Annotated in this window: 20 protein-coding genes and 1 tRNA gene; 12 read left to right on the forward strand and 9 right to left on the reverse strand. The window is 44.4% G+C overall.

The genetic code is table 11. The features are described 5' to 3' along the window. Positions 1-100: 100 nt before the first annotated feature. Positions 101-499, forward strand: coding sequence for a VOC family protein (locus tag C9J01_RS00495; protein WP_107296154.1), 399 nt, complete (start codon positions 101-103; stop codon positions 497-499). Between the two features lie 84 nt (positions 500-583). Here the strand turns inward: C9J01_RS00495 and C9J01_RS00500 are convergent, their stop codons facing one another. From C9J01_RS00500 to C9J01_RS00510, 3 genes are all read right to left on the reverse strand, one after another. Then, positions 584-2,566, reverse strand: coding sequence for a flavohemoglobin expression-modulating QEGLA motif protein (locus tag C9J01_RS00500; protein ID WP_107296155.1), 1,983 nt, complete (start codon positions 2,564-2,566; stop codon positions 584-586). Further along, positions 2,550-3,578, reverse strand: coding sequence for a glutathione synthase (gshB, locus tag C9J01_RS00505; RefSeq protein WP_107296156.1), 1,029 nt, complete (start codon positions 3,576-3,578; stop codon positions 2,550-2,552). Before gshB ends, C9J01_RS00500 begins: the two co-directional genes overlap by 17 nt. 104 nt (positions 3,579-3,682) lie before the next feature. After that, positions 3,683-4,087, reverse strand: coding sequence for a MaoP family protein (locus C9J01_RS00510; protein ID WP_336596055.1), 405 nt, complete (start codon positions 4,085-4,087; stop codon positions 3,683-3,685). A 101-nt stretch (positions 4,088-4,188) separates the two neighbouring features. Here C9J01_RS00510 and hdfR point away from each other — a divergent pair, with 101 nt between their 5' ends. The 5 genes from hdfR to ribA all read left to right on the forward strand — a co-directional run bounded on the left by hdfR (position 4,189) and on the right by ribA (position 7,753). Further along, on the forward strand, positions 4,189-5,049 hold the full coding sequence (gene hdfR / locus C9J01_RS00515; protein ID WP_107296158.1) for an HTH-type transcriptional regulator HdfR: 861 nt from the start codon (positions 4,189-4,191) through the stop codon (positions 5,047-5,049). A gap of 342 nt (positions 5,050-5,391) precedes the next feature. Then, complete coding sequence (locus tag C9J01_RS29735) at positions 5,392-5,550, forward strand: hypothetical protein (RefSeq protein ID WP_170114868.1); 159 nt, start codon at positions 5,392-5,394, stop codon at positions 5,548-5,550. A 122-nt stretch (positions 5,551-5,672) separates the two neighbouring features. Then, on the forward strand, positions 5,673-5,996 hold the full coding sequence (locus tag C9J01_RS00520) for a DUF6916 family protein (RefSeq protein WP_107296159.1): 324 nt from the start codon (positions 5,673-5,675) through the stop codon (positions 5,994-5,996). 84 nt (positions 5,997-6,080) lie between these two features. Then, positions 6,081-6,263, forward strand: coding sequence for a restriction endonuclease subunit S domain-containing protein (locus C9J01_RS00525; protein WP_107296160.1), 183 nt, complete (start codon positions 6,081-6,083; stop codon positions 6,261-6,263). A gap of 437 nt (positions 6,264-6,700) precedes the next feature. Next, a complete protein-coding gene (ribA, locus tag C9J01_RS00530; protein ID WP_107296161.1) occupies positions 6,701-7,753 on the forward strand; it encodes a GTP cyclohydrolase II in 1,053 nt (350 codons plus the stop codon). 55 nt (positions 7,754-7,808) lie between these two features. Here ribA and C9J01_RS00535 read toward each other — a convergent pair whose 3' ends face one another. Beyond that, positions 7,809-8,570 carry a substrate-binding periplasmic protein gene (locus tag C9J01_RS00535; RefSeq protein ID WP_107296162.1) on the reverse strand — a complete coding sequence of 254 codons (762 nt, stop codon included), beginning with the start codon at positions 8,568-8,570 and terminating at the stop codon, positions 7,809-7,811. 79 nt (positions 8,571-8,649) lie between these two features. On the opposite strand from C9J01_RS00535, the gene C9J01_RS00540 reads away from it, so the two are divergent. Beyond that, complete coding sequence (locus tag C9J01_RS00540; RefSeq protein WP_107296163.1) at positions 8,650-11,097, forward strand: response regulator; 2,448 nt, start codon at positions 8,650-8,652, stop codon at positions 11,095-11,097. A 71-nt stretch (positions 11,098-11,168) separates the two neighbouring features. Here C9J01_RS00540 and C9J01_RS00545 read toward each other — a convergent pair whose 3' ends face one another. The 3 genes from C9J01_RS00545 to C9J01_RS00555 form a co-directional block, all read right to left on the reverse strand. Beyond that, positions 11,169-11,477, reverse strand: coding sequence for a hypothetical protein (locus tag C9J01_RS00545; protein WP_107296164.1), 309 nt, complete (start codon positions 11,475-11,477; stop codon positions 11,169-11,171). Between the two features lie 257 nt (positions 11,478-11,734). Continuing rightward, complete coding sequence (locus tag C9J01_RS00550) at positions 11,735-13,216, reverse strand: FMN-binding glutamate synthase family protein (protein ID WP_107296165.1); 1,482 nt, start codon at positions 13,214-13,216, stop codon at positions 11,735-11,737. A 161-nt stretch (positions 13,217-13,377) separates the two neighbouring features. After that, positions 13,378-14,283: a chemotaxis protein gene (locus tag C9J01_RS00555; RefSeq protein WP_107296166.1), complete on the reverse strand. Its 906-nt coding sequence runs from the start codon at positions 14,281-14,283 to the stop codon at positions 13,378-13,380. Between the two features lie 133 nt (positions 14,284-14,416). Here C9J01_RS00555 and C9J01_RS29980 point away from each other — a divergent pair, with 133 nt between their 5' ends. Together C9J01_RS29980 and C9J01_RS00560 are read left to right on the forward strand one after the other, a co-directional pair. Next, on the forward strand, positions 14,417-14,551 hold the full coding sequence (locus C9J01_RS29980) for a hypothetical protein (RefSeq protein WP_272898704.1): 135 nt from the start codon (positions 14,417-14,419) through the stop codon (positions 14,549-14,551). A gap of 36 nt (positions 14,552-14,587) precedes the next feature. Further along, positions 14,588-14,767: a hypothetical protein gene (locus tag C9J01_RS00560; protein WP_107296167.1), complete on the forward strand. Its 180-nt coding sequence runs from the start codon at positions 14,588-14,590 to the stop codon at positions 14,765-14,767. Between the two features lie 88 nt (positions 14,768-14,855). Here C9J01_RS00560 and C9J01_RS00565 read toward each other — a convergent pair whose 3' ends face one another. Beyond that, positions 14,856-16,043 (reverse strand): dicarboxylate/amino acid:cation symporter, encoded by a 1,188-nt coding sequence (locus C9J01_RS00565; RefSeq protein ID WP_107296168.1) that lies wholly within the window; start codon positions 16,041-16,043, stop codon positions 14,856-14,858. A gap of 396 nt (positions 16,044-16,439) precedes the next feature. Here C9J01_RS00565 and C9J01_RS00570 point away from each other — a divergent pair, with 396 nt between their 5' ends. Further along, entirely contained in the window at positions 16,440-17,357 is a 918-nt protein-coding gene (locus C9J01_RS00570) for a LysR substrate-binding domain-containing protein (RefSeq protein WP_107296169.1), read from the forward strand. 144 nt (positions 17,358-17,501) lie between these two features. Here C9J01_RS00570 and aspA read toward each other — a convergent pair whose 3' ends face one another. Beyond that, positions 17,502-18,932 (reverse strand): aspartate ammonia-lyase, encoded by a 1,431-nt coding sequence (gene aspA / locus C9J01_RS00575; RefSeq protein WP_107296170.1) that lies wholly within the window; start codon positions 18,930-18,932, stop codon positions 17,502-17,504. A gap of 469 nt (positions 18,933-19,401) precedes the next feature. On the opposite strand from aspA, the gene C9J01_RS00580 reads away from it, so the two are divergent. After that, positions 19,402-19,476: transfer RNA gene (locus C9J01_RS00580), tRNA-Gly, on the forward strand. Positions 19,477-19,690: 214 nt separating this feature from the next. After that, positions 19,691-20,563: a formyltetrahydrofolate deformylase gene (purU, locus tag C9J01_RS00585; protein WP_107296171.1), complete on the forward strand. Its 873-nt coding sequence runs from the start codon at positions 19,691-19,693 to the stop codon at positions 20,561-20,563. Positions 20,564-20,636: the final 73 nt, after the last annotated feature.

The following is a 20,636-nucleotide window of genomic DNA, read 5'->3' on the forward strand; positions in this document are numbered from 1 at the left end:
TCACAGCTATTGATCAAAATCCCCGCTGAATTTAGAGAGCAGAGTTGGTGAGTTAGGCTAGCTTTAATAGCAGGTGTGCAACATCGATAAGGAGAGCAAGATGGCGAGTGTTTTTGAGCAGCACGGTGCATTTAGTTGGTCTGAGTTAATGACTGATGATCCTGAGAAAGCGATTGAGTTCTACCGGCAAGTCATTGGCTGGGAGGTGGAAGCCATGCCAATGGAAGGTGGGACTTACCATGTTATAAAAGCTGGTGGTGAGCCTGTGGGCGGTATTATGGGCAAGCCTGATGGCTATGAGAATATCCCCAACCACTGGGGTAGCTATATCACGGTAGAGGATGTGGATGATACCGTAGCATCGGCCAAAGCGGCAGGTGGTTGTATTGTCTATGAACCCAAGGATATCCCGGGTGTAGGGCGTATATGCGCTATCAGCGACCAAGACGGTGCCATTGTGTCGGTGATTGCTTACGAGAACAAAGAGTGTGAAGACTAGAGCGCCAATGTAAGTACCCACATAACAACAAAAAGAAAGCCGCAAGGTTAGAACCCTGCGGCTTTTCTGTTTTTTGTGCTGACCTTACTTAATACACTTGAGCATATAGCCAATGATAGGATCACTGGTATCTTTCATTGCTAGTGCTTTGGGCAAGTAAGCCGGCTTTTTGAGGATCTCACGGGTGATCAGTTCATCCAGTAGCGGTTTGAATTCAAAACCAGTTTTACCGATAAACATCGACGTCAAATCTTCTTTGGCGTAAGCATGCAGTGCATCCTTAAGCCCTTTCAGGTAAAGGTAATCCTTGGTAAAACCGCCGCCGCGATAAGCTCGTGCCGTCACGGTGAAGGCTTGATCGTTGCTGATCCCATAATCATGCTTAAGAACATGGAAGGTCTCGTTGAAGCTCTCGCCCTTAACCATCATATCTACCGCAATAACCCGTAATGCCAGCGTCTTCAAGCGGTGCAGTGGGAAACTCCCCGACAGGTGCTCACACAATATTGCTAAGCCTTCCTGAGAATGGGTATTACCTGGAAGCCCCAGTTTTAGGACTTTCAATGGCTGCAAGTCGGCATTGGCACTGGTGACTAAGTGCACCCCAAGCTCGTGGTGGATCAGGGCATCAAGATCCTTGCGGTTGAATTTCGCCGCTTGGTTCACCTTGATAGTCCGCCCGCTGACCATTGCTCTAGCAATCAATTGCTTGGAGCCAGCGACTTTACACTTCACGCCATACTCTTCAGCTGCAAGCTTGAACGCCTGAATCGCTTCTTGGGCCGTGATTGTCTCTTCTTCTGGCTCGCTATATTCACAGGCGTGCAAGATGAAGTTGGCATTGGCGATGTCGTTTTGATCCGGCTGGCCATAGTAACGTAGCGAGTTATACAAAAACTCATCGCTACCTATGCTGGTCAGCAAGTCGATACGCACTGCTAGCTGATCTATCACTTTGCGATACATTGCCTGGATATCCGCATCACGGATATCTTCTACCGGCAAACGGTATAACTGTTCGCGGAACTTGAACGGGTCCAGATCTAGCTGACGATAAGTAAAGTCAGGTTGGTAATCATAGGGACGGTGCAAGAACCGACGCTTCTCCTGCTTGATGTTCAGCGGGTTGATATAGCTAAGCGTATTCACCCCGCGGGCAATCGAAAACAACTGACGGTCAAGCTTGAGTACTTCACGCGGCAACTTGGATGCCAAAACATGACTGCTGGTAAGCTTCTTGACCTTGGTACGGCGCAGAATAGTTTCTGCAGCGTGTTCAGTCAGAACGTTTTTCATTTCAGCGCGAAGCTTCTCAAGCACCAGCGGGAAGCTTTCACCACGTGCCTCGTCCATGAAGACTTTCTTCACTTCCAGCGGCATGATCAGCGTATTGGCAAAGTTGGCTTTGACAAAGCTCGCTTGGTAGCCCATGCCCTGGAACACATCATTGACCTCGGCATTAACGTCAATGTTCGGCAATTCGATGTTGCGCAGTTTGCCAACTAGGCTGTCAATCTCCTTGCGCCAACGACGGGTGTTGACCTGTCGCGTGCCAAGGTTGAACACCGGCACATCGCGATCAATACGCTGGTAGTTGTATGAGTGCACGTCATACAACAGGCAAAGGCCGAATTTACTTTCCAACGTATCAATCAGGCACGCCAGAATACGGTAGTAGCAACTGTGCTTTGCCAGCGAAACCGCACGTTCCTCATCAGAAAGCGGAGTTTGCCAGACCGGCTTGCCCCAAGCTTCATCATAGATGCAGTTTTCGGGCGCACGGTTCAAGTCGTACTCATAGCGTGAATCTTCACCCTGAAGTACGATCGGCAGCGAGGAAATGAAATCTCCCGTGAACGGGTCTTCCTCGAAATAGCGCTCTTCTTCTGTGAGCAAACAGTTTGGCATCAGGTCACCGCGAAGGCGGTGACCATGGTGGATAGCTGTGGCGATGTATGGTTGATATTCGCTGATGCGAATGGTCAAGCTCCCATCGTTAAGCTGCGCTTCAAACGGAACATGTTGCTGGATCCTTTCCAGAATTTCCGCTTCAGAAAGTTGTAGCATCGGCAATCACCTGACGAAATTCATTTTTACGAGCAATGCTGACTTCTTTTGCCTTAACCACGGTTTCAGCAAAATCAATAACTTGAGCTTGCAACTTAGTACGGTTCAAACGGTTGATACGGGTAATGCCGCCAGGGCTTAATACGTTAACTTCAACCAATTTGCCGTTGATTACATCCAGACCAACGAAGTAAAGGCCATCGCGCACCAGTTTAGGGCCGATGTGCTTACACAGACGCAGCTCCTGCTTGGTTAGGGTATGCTTCACTTCCTTACCGCCAGCATGGATGTTAGAGCGCACATCGCCTTGGGCTGGTACTCGGCGCATTGCACCGATAGGCTCACCGTTAAGCATCATAATGCGCACATCACCTTCTTCAGCACCTTCAATGTAGTCCTGTAGAATGACGTAGTTTTTGTCGTCGCCGATGTAGAAATCCAGTAGGGACTTCACACTCGACTTAGCGCTTTTCTCAACCAGAATCACGCCTTTACCGCCGTAACCATTCAACGGTTTTAGGATCATGCGATCGTTTTGGTTTTCCTCTAGAACGCGCTCTAGGTAATCACGGTTTTTCGACACGTGGGTTACTGGAATGAACTCGTTGTTCGGATCCGGTAGCGATGTGGTGTAAAGCTTGTTGTTCGCCACACGCAGGCCATCGATATCGTTCATGATGAAAGTGTGATCACGAACGGAATCTAGGAAGTTAAGAGCCATGGTATCCAGCGGCGGGTTGGCGCGCATGAAAATGACATCAAAACCTGCCAACGGTAACTGGGCTTTGCGAAACTCTGCCTTGCGGTAAAAACTCGGGATATTGTTAGATACCTCGGTTTGTTTCAGCACTTGGCAGAATGCAATCGCCGTGCTGTGCCGCATAGTTAGATTATTCGGTGTTGTAATGGCTACCGTGTGACCGCGCGAGGCAGCCTCGTGGATCAGACGCAGTGTTGAGTCGTTTTCTGGCTCAACTTTGTCCCACGGATACATAACAAAACAAATTTTCATAGCAGTCGCCTAATTACTGTCAACGTTGACAGGGGTAAAAAGAAGTAAGCCATCGCACAAAGGTGGATGGCTTATTCGTTAATGGTTAATCGTCTTTAAAGAGTTTAGATGTCTAGGTCGGTATCGACGTCGTCATCTTCATAGTCGCTGTTGTTTTGCTTTCTTTGCGAAACACACAACGTGTAACTACGTACTTTGTTAGTGGTTTTGTTCACGTACTTAGACCAGCATTTTGCATAGCTGGTATGAATTTCCTTCACGCCGCTGATTTCGGCCAGAAATTCTTGTTCATTATCCGTTTCCGGAAATAATGAACCATCAGCGAGGCCACGCATGGTGCGGCCAAAGTTCTCTAATAGTTGCGCTTCGCCAATGGTGAAAACACCTGAGCGGTTGAAACCTCGTGGGAAATTTTTATCGTCGTAAAATTTGCCTACACTTCTCATTGAATATGCTTCCGAACGTGATTTGCGCAGATATTCTTTCAGGTTGTTGATCTTGTAAATCAAAAGTTTTTCGTCGTAACGATAAAAATATTTGATTAAGATGAAATAGCATCCAGATGTATTATGCTCCTTTTAACCCTTAATCTTCGTCGTCGAGGACGCTAGTGGATACAGAACTACTCAGAACCTTTCTTGAAGTGACCAAAACACGCCATTTTGGCCGTGCGGCAGACAACTTGTTTTTAACCCAGTCTGCGGTGAGCTTTCGTATTCGCCAACTTGAAACCCAATTGGGCAATGACTTGTTTTCGCGCCAGCGCGGCAATGTGCACCTCACTGCTGCTGGAGAGCGTCTGCAGCCTTATGCCGAGGCAATATTACAAACCTGGGGTAGGGCAAGGCAGGATGTGGCATTGACGGAGTCGCTGAATCAACAAGTGACAATTGGTGCTTCTTCATTATTCTGGGAATTCGATGGTATTTCAGATTGGGTAAGCCGCATCTATCAGCATGTAGAAGGATTGGCTCTGCGTTTGGAGTCGATTCCACGCCAGAGCCTAGCGAAACAATTGCTGGATAAAAGTGTAGACGTGGCCATTACCTCTGAGCCTCCTAAAATAGAAAACCTGCAGGTGACCAAGGTTCGTGATTACCAGTTGCAGTTAGTAACCAAAGAGAAAGGTTGCACGATGGAGCAGCTGAAATCACTGCCGTTGGTTTATCTAGATTGGGGTACCCGTTTTTCGGTAGAACATAGCCGGATAGTGGAACTCCAAAAGACGCCAATTATGCATACCCATTCCAGTAAAATGGCATTGGAGTTTTTGATTAACAATAAAGGTGTGGGTTTCTTGCCTTCACCGGTTGTAGCGGCCAGTGTGCAGGAAGGCTTACTGTTCCCGGTCGAGGATGCCCCTGTAATGGAGCAGTCGCTTTATTTGGTATGGCGAGAAGACATCGAAAAAGCAGAGATGCTAGAGTCGATGCTGGCAGTACCATTTAATCAAATTATTGAAAGTGTATAGCGCAAACAAGAGCTAAAAGGGCAATCAGATTCTTTTATCGATGCCAGTGAAATTACTTGTTGTACATAAAATGCATTGATCTCCTATCCTCTCGCTATCCCCCCCTTAGTAGTGGGGGGATAGCGATACGAGAATGTAGATGTATATCACAAACGGCATTATGGGATTGATGACCTTGATACTATTTGTGGCCGGTCCGCTGGTGTTTAGTATTTTTGTCATAATCCAAAGTTACACTTCGATCAGGTTTGGTAGTGATATTTTGCTGTTGGCATGTATCGTTGCTAGCGTTCAATTAATCTGTATTTGTTACTTACTCTGGAATGGTTTCAGGAAACAATCATGGCTAAGTTAGATCAAAAATTCTCTAAAGGGTCTAAGTCAAAACACAAGTTCGATTTTGAAGAAGATTTTCAAGATTTCGGGCAATCCTCAAAGAAGAAGAAGCGCCGTATCGCACGCCAGCGCGACGCATTCCCGGAGTATGACGACAGCTATTGATTCTATAACGCGATTTTACGATTGATGTAACGATAAAGGGTGCCGATTGGCGCCCTTTGTGGTTTTTAGCGCGAGTGGTTTACGCTTATAGTCAGAACCGTATCTGCAAAGAGGCTGTCACTATGTCTAAAAACCCTATGTCGATGGATAATGTTCAGAAGCTAGTTGGCGAGCAAGTTAAGGTCTTTGATCAGTCTGGCCATGAGGCAGAATTTACAGTCAGCAAAGTCACCCAACAGCCCCGCCACGGCTTTGATGATCTCGGTCGGTTTATCGAGCACTTTGTGATCACTTTTCAAGGGGATGGCAGCACCCATTTTCCTGATGGCCATTATCATTTCAAGCACCCCAAGCTTGGCGAAGTTGAGCTACATGTGATCCATAAACACGATCATGACTATGAAGTACTGGTTGAAACAGAACTGGTTATCGGCCAATTTAGTTGATGTATCTTGATCAATATTTCTTGTTGCAAATCATGTATACTGACGCCAGTTTGAATTCAAATACTGCAAGACAAGAGTGAAATGATGCTAGACAATCTTTCTATTCCTGAAGATATCAAAAAAGAGCCTGAGTTGGCGATCCCTTCGATTGACGAGCAAAAGCGCATTGTTGAAGAACTGAAGCGCCTAGAGGAAGCCGGTGAGTTGACGCCAGAAATCCTTGAAGAATTCATGACAGGTAAGCGTACAGCTCCAGAAGGCGAGTAATTGTATGAAGAAGCCTGCTACGATCAATATCAGGCTTGGCACAGACAACGATAAGGGAACGGCATGATGAGCTTTCATTGTGCCGTTTTATTATTTCTAAAATAAGAATACATGTTTAATTTACTTGTATTCTCTTGCCATAGCTCTTTTCATGAACTAAGAACAATATTCATTTGCATACCTTAACTGGCTAATTGGTTAGGCACCCTTATAATACTTTAGCATTATTTTGTGTTTTATTATTTATGAATTAAACGAGTGTTTGATTTATTTAATGGTGAATATTTAGTGATTTACCGAAATTATCATTGAGTAATTCATAAAATAGTTTAACTTTTTTGTTGTGGTTCTCATACTTTAACTATACTTAATTGTACGCAAAAGGAGGCATTACAATATCATCAGTTGTAATTGTTCATTTATTAGGAGTGCAATGAATGATTGAAGAAATTCAGTTCTATGAACCCAATGAAGATTTTGGTTTTTTATCCAACTTTGCAGATAGCCCCATCCAGTTAAGTGATGTTATCTGGCCTACCAGCGAACATTATTACCAAGCGCAAAAGTTTACCGACCCTGCTGTTGTACAACAGATATTAAATGCCCCAACACCAGATGAAGCCTTTCAATTAAGTAGGAAGTATAACCACTTAGTGAAATCGGACTGGATGGATGTCCGTCATTCTGTCATGCGTTATATCGTTTTTGAAAAATTTCGCCAGAATCCATATTTTACTCACCTCTTGGTGAGTACGGGAGAAAAACGATTGACTGAGCACTCACACAAAGACAGTTATTGGGGCGATGGCGGAGATGGGAGAGGGCAGAATGAATTGGGTAAGATCTTGATGGAAGTGAGGGATTACTTCGCTGAACAAGAACCGTTTAACCACGTTCATTATGTCGACAGTGCAAAACTTCCCACCCAGTGGGGAACCTTCCGAATGTATGGGTTTATTGAGCAGAAAACGGGTAAAGAGCACCTTGCCCTTGTTTATGGTGAACTTAAACAAGGAGAACCGCCGCTCATTCGTCTTCATTCTGAGTGCTTAACCGGCGATGCACTGTTTAGTGCCCGCTGTGATTGTGGGTTCCAGTTATCAAGAGCAATGGAAAATATCGTTAATGCCGGTAGCGGGGTTTTGTTTTACTTACGTCAAGAAGGACGAGGAATAGGACTCTTAAATAAAATCCGTGCCTATCATTTACAAGATAATGGTGCCGATACGGTCGAAGCCAATGAAGCGCTGGGCTTTGCTGCTGACATGAGAAATTATGAATTTTGTAAAGGAATGCTGAGTTTTTTAAATATTGAATCGGTCAAGTTGATGACGAATAATCCTCGAAAAGTAAAAGCACTTAAAACGGCAGGGATTAATATCGTTGAACGGGTCGCTTTACAAGAGGGTAATAACCCTCATAACAGTGGCTATTTGAAAACTAAAGCCAGTAAATTAGGCCATATGTTTGACTCATCTTTTATTAAATAATTTTTAATTAGACGAATAAGAAGGCCACTTTAATGTGGCCTTCTTGCATTAATTATTAAAGATATTTATCTACAATGTTGTCTATCTTCCCTGTCGACTTTAGTGTGTTTAAGCGTTGGTTGATAAACTGTTGTAGTTCTGGATCCATTTTTGGGTCGAAGGCTAAATAAATTGGGTAGTCTGGAATAACCGCATTAAATGACTGGATATTATAGTTGCTTTTGTCTTTATCTTGCTTACCGAGGTTGTATTTTATCCGTGACTCCATTTCAACAAAAGCGGTATCACCGGGTAATTTCTTGATCACTCGAAAAGCAGCACTGTAATCTTTGACTCGAAGTTCTTCTACTTCCCCTTTATCAATATAAGGCTCTAATTGGGGGTAGTCGAAACCATGTAACAGAACAACAACCTTGTCTTGTAGATCTTGCATCGTATTGAAGTTAAAAGGGGCGCCAGTGCTACTTAACAAAACATGATGAACATTATAAATAGGGCTATCTGATAGGTTTGCGGCCTGAACGCCTCCCCAATTAGGACTACCGTACGTAATCCAGTTTGCTTCACCGCCTGCTTCAAGCAGTGTGATCATGCGGTTGAATGGATAGGTATGGTATTCGATATTATATGGACTTTGTTCGAATACAGCTTTAACGATATCCGTCACGATCCCTTGGTGGTTGTTACCTTCTTCAATTTGGAAAGGTTCGGCTTGTTTAGCGATGACATAATAATTGACGGTTTCAGCCTGAGTATTGACGGCATATAGTGGGAGACTCAACATAACCCCTAATGAGAATAGTGTTTTTTTCTTCATTTTTGGTCCTTGTCTTAATATTCCGTTTTGAAGGTCTATTATTAGGTTAGTAGAGTAATAGGAAGATGCGAGTTTAAGGATGAAGGACGTGACAAGGCCGTTAAAAAAACATCGTCAGTTTGGTATAGCCAAGCAATTACTGTTTTCGATCATCTTGCTCAGTTCACTATTTACACTTCTGTCAACAACACTGAGTTTATACCTAGAATACAAAGGCGAGCTCAAAGATATAGAAAGCCGATTTACCCAAATCCAAGATAGTTATCAGTCCAGTCTAACGTCTAGTTTATGGGTTGAAGACCGAGAATTATTGATGACACAGGCTGAAGGGGTACTCAGTCTACCATCAATTTCCTATGTCAAAATCTTCGATGATAGCCAGGTCATTCTAGAACTGGGTGAAGCGCTGAATGACGGCGTGCTGGAAAAGCAGTGGCAGCTTTCTCATCAGGCCATGAAGAAAGAGTTTGTACTCGGTACCTTGATGGTCCAGTCAGATCTCAAGCCTGTTTATCAAAGCCTCTATGATACCTTTCTACTTCTGTTGTTCGGCCATAGCTTACAAATCTTCTTCATTTCGATTTGTATCATGCTGATTGCTTACCACTTGGTTGTTAAACCGCTGACCAAGATGTCTATCGCAGTGACTAAGTTTAATGAGCAAAACGTTCCGTTACCCGTTACGCTCCCTAAAAGGTGGTTTGATGATGAAGTTACTACCTTAGCTGAGCAGTACAACCGTTCTGCGGGTTATATTCGCCAACACTATATGGAACTTGAAGAAGCAAGAGAAACCGCAGAGCAGGCCAACTTAAAGAAAAGTGAGTTTTTGGCTAATATGAGCCATGAGATCCGCACCCCAATGAACGGCATCATTGGCTTATCAGGGCTGATGCGCGAAATGGAGATGCCAGCCGATCAAAAAGAATACATTAATATGCTGCATACCTCATCGCTGTCTCTGCTTGATCTGATCAATGATATCCTAGACTTTTCCAAAATTGAGGCTGGCCAATTTGAACTAGAATCGGTGCCCCTGAACTTATTTGAAGTGAACAAGGAAGTCGAATCTCTGTTTATGATAAAAGCGGCAGAGAAGGGCCTTAAATTTTCGTGTTCGGTAGAGAAAACCATCAGCCCGATGTTAATGGGGGACGGTGCTAAATTAAGGCAGATTCTCAATAATTTAGTGAGCAATGCCATTAAGTTTACGGATAAAGGGCAGGTCAACCTGGCAATTGAACACTTAGGGAGCACGGAAGAACTCGCCAAAGTTAAGTTTTCAATCATCGATACAGGGATTGGGGTTGCTAAAGACAAACAAGCTGCCATCTTTGAGAAGTTCCAACAGGCTGATGGCAGTACGACCAGGCAATATGGTGGCACAGGGCTGGGGTTAGCCATTTGCCGTGAGATGGTCAAATTGATGGGCGGCGAGATAGTCGTTGATAGTGAGCCGGGTAAAGGGAGTACGTTTTCGTTTGTTATCGAGTTACCGAAAGAGAAGACCAATATACCGGTTGAAGAACGCTCAGTACTTGAAGGGCTAAATATCCTGTTGGTTGATGACAGTATGTTGAACATGCGCATTACTACTGTTCAGCTTGAGGCGTTTGGTGCCAAGGCGGTGAGTTGCCTTGATCCACATATGGCTATCCCTATGGCTGAAAAAGCCGCAGCCCAACAAAAAGCCTTTGATGTGGTAATTCTTGATAAATACATGCCAATTTTGGGTGGTTTTGAACTTGCTGAGCAATTACAGCGACATTTTGGTGCCAACTGCCCACAATTGATGATGATTTCAGCTGCTCCTGAAATGAATGATGAAGAGAAAGCAGCAAGTCTCGGGATAAAATCTTTCCTCACTCGTCCTTACAAAGATGCCCACCTGAAGTGGGCAATACTCAAGTTGGTATCCAAATCTCCAGAGTCTGGTAGTGATGAGCAGGTGCTAGGTTCTGAGCTAGCAAATGAAAGTGCTAGCGATGATATTTTAGTGCAGGAACAACCAGCTACCGAGCCAACTCTTTTACCAACAGAAAAAACTCGCACTGATATCAAATCGGCCCTGAAGGAAAAGATCGAAAAATCTGAGAAGAAAGAAGAGCAAGGCAAAGTAGAAACAGAGGCGGAGCCATTAGTAAAAGTGCTAGTGGTTGAAGATACCTTGATTAACCAGAAAGTGGCCAAAATGATGCTTGAGAAGGCAGGGGCCGTGGTTGAGATTGTTGAGAATGGCAAACTTGCGGTAGATATTTATCAAGAGAAGCGCTTTGATGTGATATTTATGGATTGCCAAATGCCTGTGATGGATGGTTTTGAAGCGACTCGTCAGATAAGAGAGCTTGAAAAGCAGACTGGTAGTTTTACCCCGATTATTGCTCTTACCGCGAATGTGGTTAAAGAAGAGAAAGATAAATGTTTTGATGCAGGTATGAATGACTTCGTATCTAAGCCGGTAAATTTACAGATTTTGAAACAGAAGTTAGAGCAGCACGCTCCACTGGCTGAATCACCAGTTTCTTGAAGATAATGATTGTGCCTTGTTTCGTCCATAACAGCGCCTAATAGGCGCTGTTTAGTTTTTGTGTGGTTGCTTTAACTCAGGGACCAATCATCCGTTGGTAATGAAATTGGTTGGTTGTACAAGGTGATAACGATGGTCAGAGTATTGTTTAGCGTATCTTCTGAGATGTCGTCAATGACGTAAAAATCACTACTTTTATTTTTTAGTGTGTTATTCAGTAGCATTTGTAGGCTGTCATTAATATCACCATCAATGACCAGTGTTTCAACATGAGCAAGTTGGGTATTTGGAACTTCAACTGGAACAAGCAGCTCTGGGGAAGCGAAAGAAAAAGTGGATGCTGTCAGTAATGCAATAGCTGCGATAGTGCGCGAAATCATGGGTCTATAGTGGGTTGTCAGTCAGTAGTTGTACTTTGACATGTCGACCGTGGTGAAATGTCAGCACAAGGTCAAAAGAGTAAATAATGCGCCCTTAGCTCATGACGAGGGAGCTAAAGGCTAAAAGTATATTAAAACACCATTCAAAATTATCTTTTCTTTGAAAGTTAATTTTCATCTGGTTTAATTTTAACCATTGAGTTTATTGAAAACACTGTTTGTATTCTTTGCATGGTTGCGGAAATTGCAGCATTGCCTTACTGGTGGTTTTCATAGAGCTTATCTAGAGCAATAGATAACCCATTTTCGGTGACTATCCGAATGTGTGATTTGTTAAGTTGCCGGGCATTGGTTACCCCGCATGAATGCGCGATGACACCAAGGCCGTAATGGATGTACTTATTGTAATTGGCGACTCGTTGGGTTTTATCTCCCACATCGAGTCCTTGTTGTAACCGCTTGTTGTGGGTGGTGATCCCTGTTGGGCAGGTGTTTTTGTTACATTGCAATGCTTGGATACAACCTAAGGCAAACATATGGCCACGGGCAGAGACAACAAAATCTGCTCCTAGGGCAATAGCCCAAGCGACTTTTGATGGTGTAATCAGTTTGCCTGAGGCAATGACTTTTATTCGGTCTTTTAGTTGATGCTTTTCTAATCTGGCTACCACAAGAGGCAAGCTTTCCTTGAGAGGCAGACCTACATAGTCGATAAGCGGTTGGGGGGCAGCACCAGTACCACCATCAGCACTGTCGATAGTAATGAAATCCGGTGCGCTGGCTTTACCTCGTTTTTCTATCTCATCTAATAATTCATCAAACCAGTTGAGTGAGCCGATCACGGATTTGAAGCCTACGGGTTTACCTGTGGTTTCCCTGATGAAGTCAATCATATCGAGTAAATCGCCGACACTGCGGATATCGATATGCCCATTCGGGCTGATGGAGTCTTGGCCTTCGGCTATACCACGAATTTTGGCGATTTCCGCCGTCACTTTTCCGCCCGGTAAAATCCCGCCTTTACCCGGTTTCGCCCCCTGGCTCATTTTGATTTCAAACATTTTGACTTCAGGGTGCGCCGCGACTTCTTCAAGCTTTTCTTTACTCAGATGCCCTTCAGCATTTCTAACCCCGTATTTTGCCGTACCGACCTGGAAAACGATGTCTGCACCACCTTCAAGATGGTAGGGGCTCAAACCGCCTTCACCGGTATTCATCCAGCAACCCGCTATTTTTGCCCCGTGGGAGAGTGCTCGTACTGCTGGTTTGGATATGGCGCCGTAGCTCATTCCTGAAATGTTGAAAATTGATGAGGTAGTGTATGGGGTTCGGCAATCGGGACCAATGGTAACTGGGGCTGGTGCAACAGCGTCTTCTTCTAAGGTCGGAAAGGCGCAGTTCATGAACATAATGGTGCCCGTTGGCTCAAGGCTGCGGGTAGAGCCGAATGCGAGGGTGCGATCTACGTTTTTGGCCGCTTTATATACCCAGCTTCGCTCTGCGCGGTTGAAAGGCATTTCTTCTCGATCCATGGCGAAAAAATACTGGCGGAAGAACTCACCCTGCTTTTCGAACAAATAGCGGAAGCGGCCAATTACCGGGTAGTTATGTCTAATGGCGTGCTTATGCTGGCGGATATCGGTGATGTACATATAGATCACCGCAAGTACACCTAACCCTAAGCAGATGATAAATAAGCCAGAAAGGAAATTGATACCGAAGATTAATGAGTCGCCCATGATGCCTCCCAATAATAATGGCTAGATCTAAAGCTAGCTTATACAGGAGTAAAGAGCGCCCTAACTTCGATAAATTTCATTGTTGGGCGACACTTATTAGCACAATAGTCCTAAAGAGTAATGAATCAAGCCAAGCAAAGAGGCTTGGCTTAGAAATATGGCTAAGCCACTTGAACGTTATTTTTCTTTTCTGCACCACGGAGCATGGCATGGATCAGTTCGTTGGCCTCAAACTTAGTTAATGCTTCATGGGCGCCAACTTGGTGGGCTTGTGAGACGCTGATCTCGCTTGAGAGCGAGGTATGTAAAATAATATAGGCATGCGAGAGTTGCGGAGTATTCTGGACTTCAAAGGCAAGCTCATAACCGTCCAAGCCCGGCATTTCAATATCACTGACAAGAATATCAAAGGGCGCTCCAGCTCCAGCAGCATGTTTGAGCATATCGAGTGCATCATGGCCATTAGTGGCAATGAAGTACGGGATAGAAATACTGTCCAGCGCTTGCGAAAGTTGGCGGCGGGCAACGGCTGAATCATCTACCAGCAGTATTTTCAGCGGGCGTAGTACTTCACGTTCTACATCAGTCAGAATCGGGTGCAAGCTATCAGGGCTATCTGGGAAGACTTTTGATAGCAACAACTCGACATCCAGCAACTGCACCAGTTTGTTATCGACGTTAGTGACACCTGTGACAAAGACATTTTTACCCAAAGAGCTCGGCGGAGCATCAATATTATGCCAGTTGCATTCGGTAATGCGGTCGATACCCCGGACAAGGAAGCCAACCAGCATACGGCGGCAGTCGGTGATAATAATATAGCTATTTTTTAGCTCATCTTTGGTTAGAGGGGGATATCCGACGGCTTTCGCCATGTCGATAACAGGCAGCGTATCACCCCGCAGACTTGCTGCACCTAATACGGTTGGGTGAGAATGCGGAATGGCTGTCAGGGGCGTATAAGGCACAATTTCTTTGACCTTTAACGTACCAATGGCAAAAGACTGCTGGTGGGTCAGTTTGAACAACAGCATTCCCTGAGATTGATTTGTTGCTGCTTTTATCATTGGCCAATCCCTTGTTGATAATCTTGGTTACACATCAAAGCGATACTTAAGATGGTTTGTCATTCTATTTTGTCTATATCTTAGCGGTAAATCAGCAAGATGGAACAGGAGCGCAAAGATATTTAGGTGTAGCTTGATCTCTCTCTACTTTGCCGAGCATAAATGGTTCGGTAATCAAGCGTGGGGTTATGTGGCGGTTGAACATATAGCCGGTATTGCCGCTTCTCTGTACCTACAGGACAAGTTACCGCATCGCCACTATATTTAAGAAGGTGAAAGGGCGTTTGTTAGAAGGTAGACGGATATGGAATTACGTAACAAATCTGGCGATATTGCAAAACTGGCTGACAATCTGACATTAAAAGAAGTCGTAGATATGGGCTTTACTTTGGACATCTGTGACGAAGCTTATGATCCTAATGAGCACTGGAAAGTCACTGGTGACTCAGCCAAAGACAAAATTGGCGAATACCCATCTAAATGATCACATTGAAATAGTGAAGAAAAGCCAGCATGTCGCTGGCTTTTTTCATCTGTGGTGTGGAAGCTCTCTACTTTTGTAGCAACGTGCTTTAGGCGGCCTCTTCAGCAGGGAGCAGCTCGCCTCCAGTCTCTTCGGCTGAGTCAGAAACTTTGTCAATGAGCAGCGCAATAACACCGTCTCCGGTAACGTTACAGGCTGTACCAAAGCTATCTTGGGCAAGGTGAAGGACGATTTGTAGGGCAATCATCTCCTCGGTAAACCCAAGCATTGAGCCAAGAAGACCGGCTGATGCCATCACTGCGCCACCCGGTGCGCCTGGTGCAGCAACCATAGTGATACCCAGCATCGCAAGGAATGGCAGGGCTTCCAGTAAGCTAGGTACTGGGCCGGCACCGGTCATGATAATGACGGCCACCGCTACGCTGGCAATACTGATCACTGAGCCTGACATATGGATATTGGCACACAGTGGTACAACAAAGTTGGCGATGGAGTTGGATACCCCGTTGCGTTTAGTCTGCTGCAGGGTAACCGGTACTGTTGCCGCCGAGGACATGGTACCAACAGCGGTGAAATAAGCCGGCAACATGGTGCGCAGGATTTTCAGCGGTGAGCGTTGCAGGGCGACACCGGTAGTGACGAACTGGAAACTCAGCCAGAACCAGTGCATGGCGACAACAGCAAGCAAGACTAAACTGAAAGTCTGTAGGGTTGCGAATACTGTCCCTTTGACCGTCATGTCAGCGAACACACCAGCAATATAGAACGGCAACGATGGGATCATTACCTTGTTAAGGAACAGTTCGATGATGTCACGACCCTGATCACTGATCTTCTTGAGGTTTTCAGCACCCGTGTTGGAAATCCCCAGGCCGAAAATGAAAGCCACGGTCAATGCGGTCATGATATTCATGATCGGTGGGATCTGAAGCTCTAAGAATGGGGTTAGAACAGTTTCGGCTTCAGGCAGTTGTCCGGCACCACTAAGCAGGGCAGGGAAAAGGCTTTTGGCCACCAAAAAGGCCAGTATACCCGCCCCTAGGGTTGATAAATAAGCTAAACCAACGGTTTTGCTCAGCAATTTACCGGAGTTTTTCGGAAGGCTAGCAATACCACTGGTAACATAGAACAGGATAAGAAGAGGTATAGTAAATTTAATGAGTTGGCTAACCAGATATTTAGCTGTAATTAGGGCTTGAACAATAACGTCAGGAGCAAACATGCCCAGGAGAATACCAGCGAATATTCCACACAATAACTTAATAATTAAGTTCATTTAATTGACCTTTTATTTATTAGGATACAGATTTCATATAGTAATATGTAGGTTTGTTAAGCTTATTGGTTAAATTATTATTAATTAGAATGTTTTTTAAGCTGTCTCATCCAGTGTGATTGTTAATATAAAAGATAAGTCAGTGTTATTAATGTTACATCCGGATGGTATGATTATTCTGGTAGCTTGTGAAATGCAGAAAAAAAAGGCTCGGTTATTAAATTGCATTACGAGAAAGTCAGGGATTGTGATCAAGTTAATAGACATATGTTAATGAGTAATTGATCCTTATACCTTTCTGCTAGTGACTTCTCATTATCTTGCTAATAACCATGATTTGGCTGGGTTGTTAGAAGATGACGACTGCAATAGATAGATGTTTATTGAGAAAAATAAATGAAAAATATTGAGACAAAATGGCTGCAAGATTTTCTTACTCTGGCGGAGTTAAAAAACTTCTCCCATGCTGCGGCTGTCCGAAATGTTACCCAACCAGCTTTCAGCCGCAGGATAAAGTCACTGGAGACTGAGTTAGGCTTGGTGTTAATCGAACGCAGCAAAACGCCGATTGAGCTCACTCTCTGTGGCAAGCAGTTCAAGACAACGGCACTGTCCATCCTCCAGCAGATAGATGAAGAGGTAAGTCGTCTCGCGGGTAGTTCTTTCGATGGTCGGCATACGGTGCGTCTGAGCGCTGCCCACTCTATCTCAATCAGTCTGCTGCCAAAGTTGCACTCATGCTTGTTTGACCCTCAATTAAATACTCGTTTATCTGTTGAGGCGAATGAAGTTGATGACGCTGTTGAGCAATTGATAGATGGTAAGTGTGACTTTTTGTTTTCGTTTTATGAAGACAGGTTGCAAGTTGCTCCTTATCGTTCAATCTATCTTGGCCGCAGTTATCTGTATTGTGTGTCAGCGGTCGATGAGGATGGCAAAGAATTGTTCGACTTGGCAAATAATGATGATGTGCCTTGTTTAGATTATACACCGGAAAGCTATATGGGAAGGGCGCTTCATCGTTCTAAAAGCAAGTTGACTAACAATACTGTGTGCTCTTCTTCCATGACAGACTTTATTAAGGCCTTAGTTTTACAAGGTAAAGGAATTAGTTGGTTGCCTGATTATGCAATAAAAGATGAGTTGGCATCAGGACAGTTGAAAATACTTTCATCAAGAGACCCAGTACCTTTGGATTTATATGTTTACCGCTATTATTCGAAATTACACTCCTCTTGTGAAGCAATGTGGAATGAACTCAGTAAAATCTGTCCAATAAAAGAGCTAACGGGTGAGAGCCTGCTAGATAATTAAGCATTTGTGCTGTTGTAAATGGTTATTTCCACTTTTCATTTTCTTCTATAACCAACTTAACACCTTGAAATGAGTTAACTTGAATTATTCAAAAGGGGCTTTAAATAGCCCCTTTTTCGAAGATTAGTTATCTTGTTTCTAAGATTAATTATACAGTTTGGCTTTGTATTCTGGGTGCATTAGGTTGTTGGCGGAAAAGATTTCGTTCAGTTGCTCTTCGCCAAGCAAGTTACGCTCAAGGGCAACATCTTTCACGCTTCGTCCTGTTTCTGCACAGATTTTACCAATGATATCGCCTTCGTGGTGGCCGATGAACGGGTTGAGGTAGGTCACGATACCGATTGAGTTAAAGACGAAATGCTCGCAGACTTCTTTGTTAACGGTAATGCCGCTGATGCACTTATCAGCAAGGTTGATACAAGCATTGCCAAGTAGTTCGATGGATTCAAATACAGCCTGGCCAATAACCGGTTCCATGACATTTAGCTGTAACTGTCCGGCTTCTGCTGCGAATGTAACTGTTGTGTCGTTACCGATCACTTTGAAACAAACCTGGTTAACGACTTCAGGGATCACCGGGTTAACTTTAGCTGGCATAATTGATGAGCCGGCCTGCATTTCTGGCAGGTTGATTTCATTAAGGCCAGCGCGAGGGCCTGAAGACAGCAGGCGCAGGTCGTTACAGACTTTAGATAGCTTAACCGCAAGGCGTTTCAGGGCTGCGTGGACAGTCACATAGGCACCGCAGTCAGAGGTTGCTTCAATCAAATCTTCTGAAGGCACACAATCTAGACCTGTGGCTTCTGCAAGGTATTTGACAGCCAGTTCCTGATAGCCTTCAGCGGCGTTTAGACCTGTGCCGATAGCTGTCGCGCCTAGGTTAACTTCAAGCAGCAGGTTAGCAGCGTACTTCAGGTTCTTAACTTCTTCTTTTAGCAAGGTGCTGAATGCGTGGAACTCTTGTCCAACAGTCATTGGCACGGCATCTTGCAACTGGGTACGGCCCATTTTCAGAATGTCATTAAACTCTTCGCTCTTGGCATCGAAAGCGGTACGCAAATATTCGATAGAGCTGATCATCTTAATAATGCTGTTGTATACCGCAACACGGAAGCCGGTCGGGTAGGCACAGTTGGTCGACTGGCTCTTGTTGACATGATCGTTAGGGTTGATGATGTGGTATTCGCCTTTGTCGTCACCTTTTAGCTCTAGTGCAACGTTAGCGATCACTTCATTGGCGTTCATGTTAACTGAAGTACCGGCACCGCCTTGGTAAACATCAGAGATAAACTGATCCATACATTTACCCGTGTCCAAAATCAGATCACAAGCTTGGATAATGTACTGGCCAACATCGCTAGGGATTGTGCCCAGCTCCATATTGGCTTTGGCTGCCGCTTTTTTCGTAAACACCATGCCGCGAACAAACTCAGGCACATCAGAGATCTTTGTCGTCGAGATATTAAAGTTCTCATACGCACGAAGCGTGTGGATACCATAATAGGCATCTGCTGGGATTTCACGCTTACCAAGTAGATCTTCTTCAATACGAGTGTTAATAACAATGTCGCTCATGGTGGGTACCTTTTATTGATGATAAGACACCAACACCTTGTTCTTTTTGCTGTTGAAAGTGAAATGCCTAAAATTTAGCAATAATGCATTTCTTGCATAGCGGATTATCTTGCCAAGCCACGGCTTGAAATATTATTCGACTATATTGCTTGATTGTGATGTCAATATATGCTGCTAGTGACGCTTAACTGCTTTATGAAAATGGATAGGAATGGCTGTTTCAATTTTAATTACCGTAAAAAGTCAATCAGTACTCAATGTTGTTCAATTTTTATGCTTCATGAATAATGAGATATGATTTTTTGCAGAGTGATAATGATACCAGGTGTTTGTTTTGTAAGCGGTTGGTGTTGTTATTTGTGATAAAGGTCACGCACTGGAAATCAACGCTTTTCTTCTTTGTAAGTTGTGACAATATAGCAATTGTTCGATGCACACCATCATAGGCTTTCAGGCCAATCTTCAATAAGCGGGCATCGTATAATGGCTATTACCTCAGCCTTCCAAGCTGATGATGCGGGTTCGATTCCCGCTGCCCGCTCCAAGTTTCATCTCTCCCAATACTTATTTCGTACCTTAGAAACTAGAACGCTTGACGTGTTTTTTCTGAATCTGGCCTTTGCCTATATCTTGACTCAATATCTTTTCTGTTCGATGTCTTTACTGCATGTTGACTGACTATAAGCTTTCGGCAACTTTGTGACCTTTGTGCCATGCTTGCGGGATGAGGATGGTGCAAAAGTCGAAAAGGTGAGCTTATGAATCAGTCATCATTAACGTATATTCTGACCGCAAGTTGCGCCGGCCGCTCCGGTACTGTGGATGTGGTCACGCGCTTTTTGCGTGAATCTGGCTGTTATATTACTGAACTCAATTCATTTGATGATGCACTGGGCCACCGTTTTTTTATTCGTGCCGTTTTTCGTAAGGAAGATAGTTCGGCACTTGACCAAGTCACTTTCTGCTCTTCTTTTGCCTCTCGGGCTGAGGAGTTTGAGATGGATTGGGAACTGACACCATCGGATTACCGGCCGAAGGTGGTGATTATGGTGTCTAAATATGATCACTGCCTCAATGATTTACTGTATCGGTACCGTACGGGTAACTTAGCCGTTGATATCAAAGCCGTAATATCAAACCACCCAGACCTGCAGTCACTCGCCCAGTGGCACGATATTCCGTATTACTACTTTCCTATTACTGCCGAGACTAAACCGCAACAAGAAGCTCAGGTACAGGCAGTGTTGGAGCAAACCGGGTGTGAGTTGTTGGTGCTTGCCCGTTACATGCAGGTACTTTCCCATGACATGTGCATCCGCTGGGCTGGGAAGGCCATCAATATCCATCATTCCTTACTGCCAGGTTTCAAAGGTGCGAAGCCCTATCATCAGGCTTACCAGAAAGGGGTTAAATTGGTAGGGGCTACCGCACACTATGTCAGTGATGACTTGGATGAAGGCCCAATCATTACTCAGGGCATGGAAACCGTCGATCACACTTATTATCCTGCTGACTTGGCAAGAAAAGGCATGGATGTTGAATCCTTAACCTTGGCAAGGGCGATTCAGTACCATATCGAAAAGCGGGTGTTTCTGTTCAATGATAAATCGGTGGTATTCGAGCGCTCATAATCAAGACTGAACTATATTCAAATACTATGAAATCGGGATTCAGCTAGTTGCTGTATATGCTTGGTGTAATTCA

Source organism: Photobacterium rosenbergii (genome assembly GCF_003026455.1).
Classification (GTDB): Bacteria; Pseudomonadota; Gammaproteobacteria; order Enterobacterales; family Vibrionaceae; genus Photobacterium; species Photobacterium rosenbergii.

Excerpts from the sequence above, each read along its gene's own strand:
- C9J01_RS00495 (WP_107296154.1), top strand. The coding sequence starts at position 101 with ATGGCGAGTGTTTTTGAGCAGCACGGTGCATTTAGTTGGTCTGAGTTA.
- C9J01_RS00500 (WP_107296155.1), bottom strand. The coding sequence starts at position 2,566 with ATGCTACAACTTTCTGAAGCGGAAATTCTGGAAAGGATCCAGCAACAT.
- gshB (WP_107296156.1), bottom strand. The coding sequence starts at position 3,578 with ATGAAAATTTGTTTTGTTATGTATCCGTGGGACAAAGTTGAGCCAGAA.
- C9J01_RS29735 (WP_170114868.1), top strand. The coding sequence starts at position 5,392 with ATGGCTAAGTTAGATCAAAAATTCTCTAAAGGGTCTAAGTCAAAACAC.
- C9J01_RS00520 (WP_107296159.1), top strand. The coding sequence starts at position 5,673 with ATGTCTAAAAACCCTATGTCGATGGATAATGTTCAGAAGCTAGTTGGC.
- C9J01_RS00525 (WP_107296160.1), top strand. The coding sequence starts at position 6,081 with ATGCTAGACAATCTTTCTATTCCTGAAGATATCAAAAAAGAGCCTGAG.
- ribA (WP_107296161.1), top strand. The coding sequence starts at position 6,701 with ATGATTGAAGAAATTCAGTTCTATGAACCCAATGAAGATTTTGGTTTT.
- C9J01_RS00535 (WP_107296162.1), bottom strand. The coding sequence starts at position 8,570 with ATGAAGAAAAAAACACTATTCTCATTAGGGGTTATGTTGAGTCTCCCA.
- C9J01_RS00540 (WP_107296163.1), top strand. The coding sequence starts at position 8,650 with ATGAAGGACGTGACAAGGCCGTTAAAAAAACATCGTCAGTTTGGTATA.
- C9J01_RS00545 (WP_107296164.1), bottom strand. The coding sequence starts at position 11,477 with ATGATTTCGCGCACTATCGCAGCTATTGCATTACTGACAGCATCCACT.
- C9J01_RS00550 (WP_107296165.1), bottom strand. The coding sequence starts at position 13,216 with ATGGGCGACTCATTAATCTTCGGTATCAATTTCCTTTCTGGCTTATTT.
- C9J01_RS00555 (WP_107296166.1), bottom strand. The coding sequence starts at position 14,283 with ATGATAAAAGCAGCAACAAATCAATCTCAGGGAATGCTGTTGTTCAAA.
- C9J01_RS00560 (WP_107296167.1), top strand. The coding sequence starts at position 14,588 with ATGGAATTACGTAACAAATCTGGCGATATTGCAAAACTGGCTGACAAT.
- C9J01_RS00565 (WP_107296168.1), bottom strand. The coding sequence starts at position 16,043 with ATGAACTTAATTATTAAGTTATTGTGTGGAATATTCGCTGGTATTCTC.
- C9J01_RS00570 (WP_107296169.1), top strand. The coding sequence starts at position 16,440 with ATGAAAAATATTGAGACAAAATGGCTGCAAGATTTTCTTACTCTGGCG.
- aspA (WP_107296170.1), bottom strand. The coding sequence starts at position 18,932 with ATGAGCGACATTGTTATTAACACTCGTATTGAAGAAGATCTACTTGGT.
- purU (WP_107296171.1), top strand. The coding sequence starts at position 19,691 with ATGAATCAGTCATCATTAACGTATATTCTGACCGCAAGTTGCGCCGGC.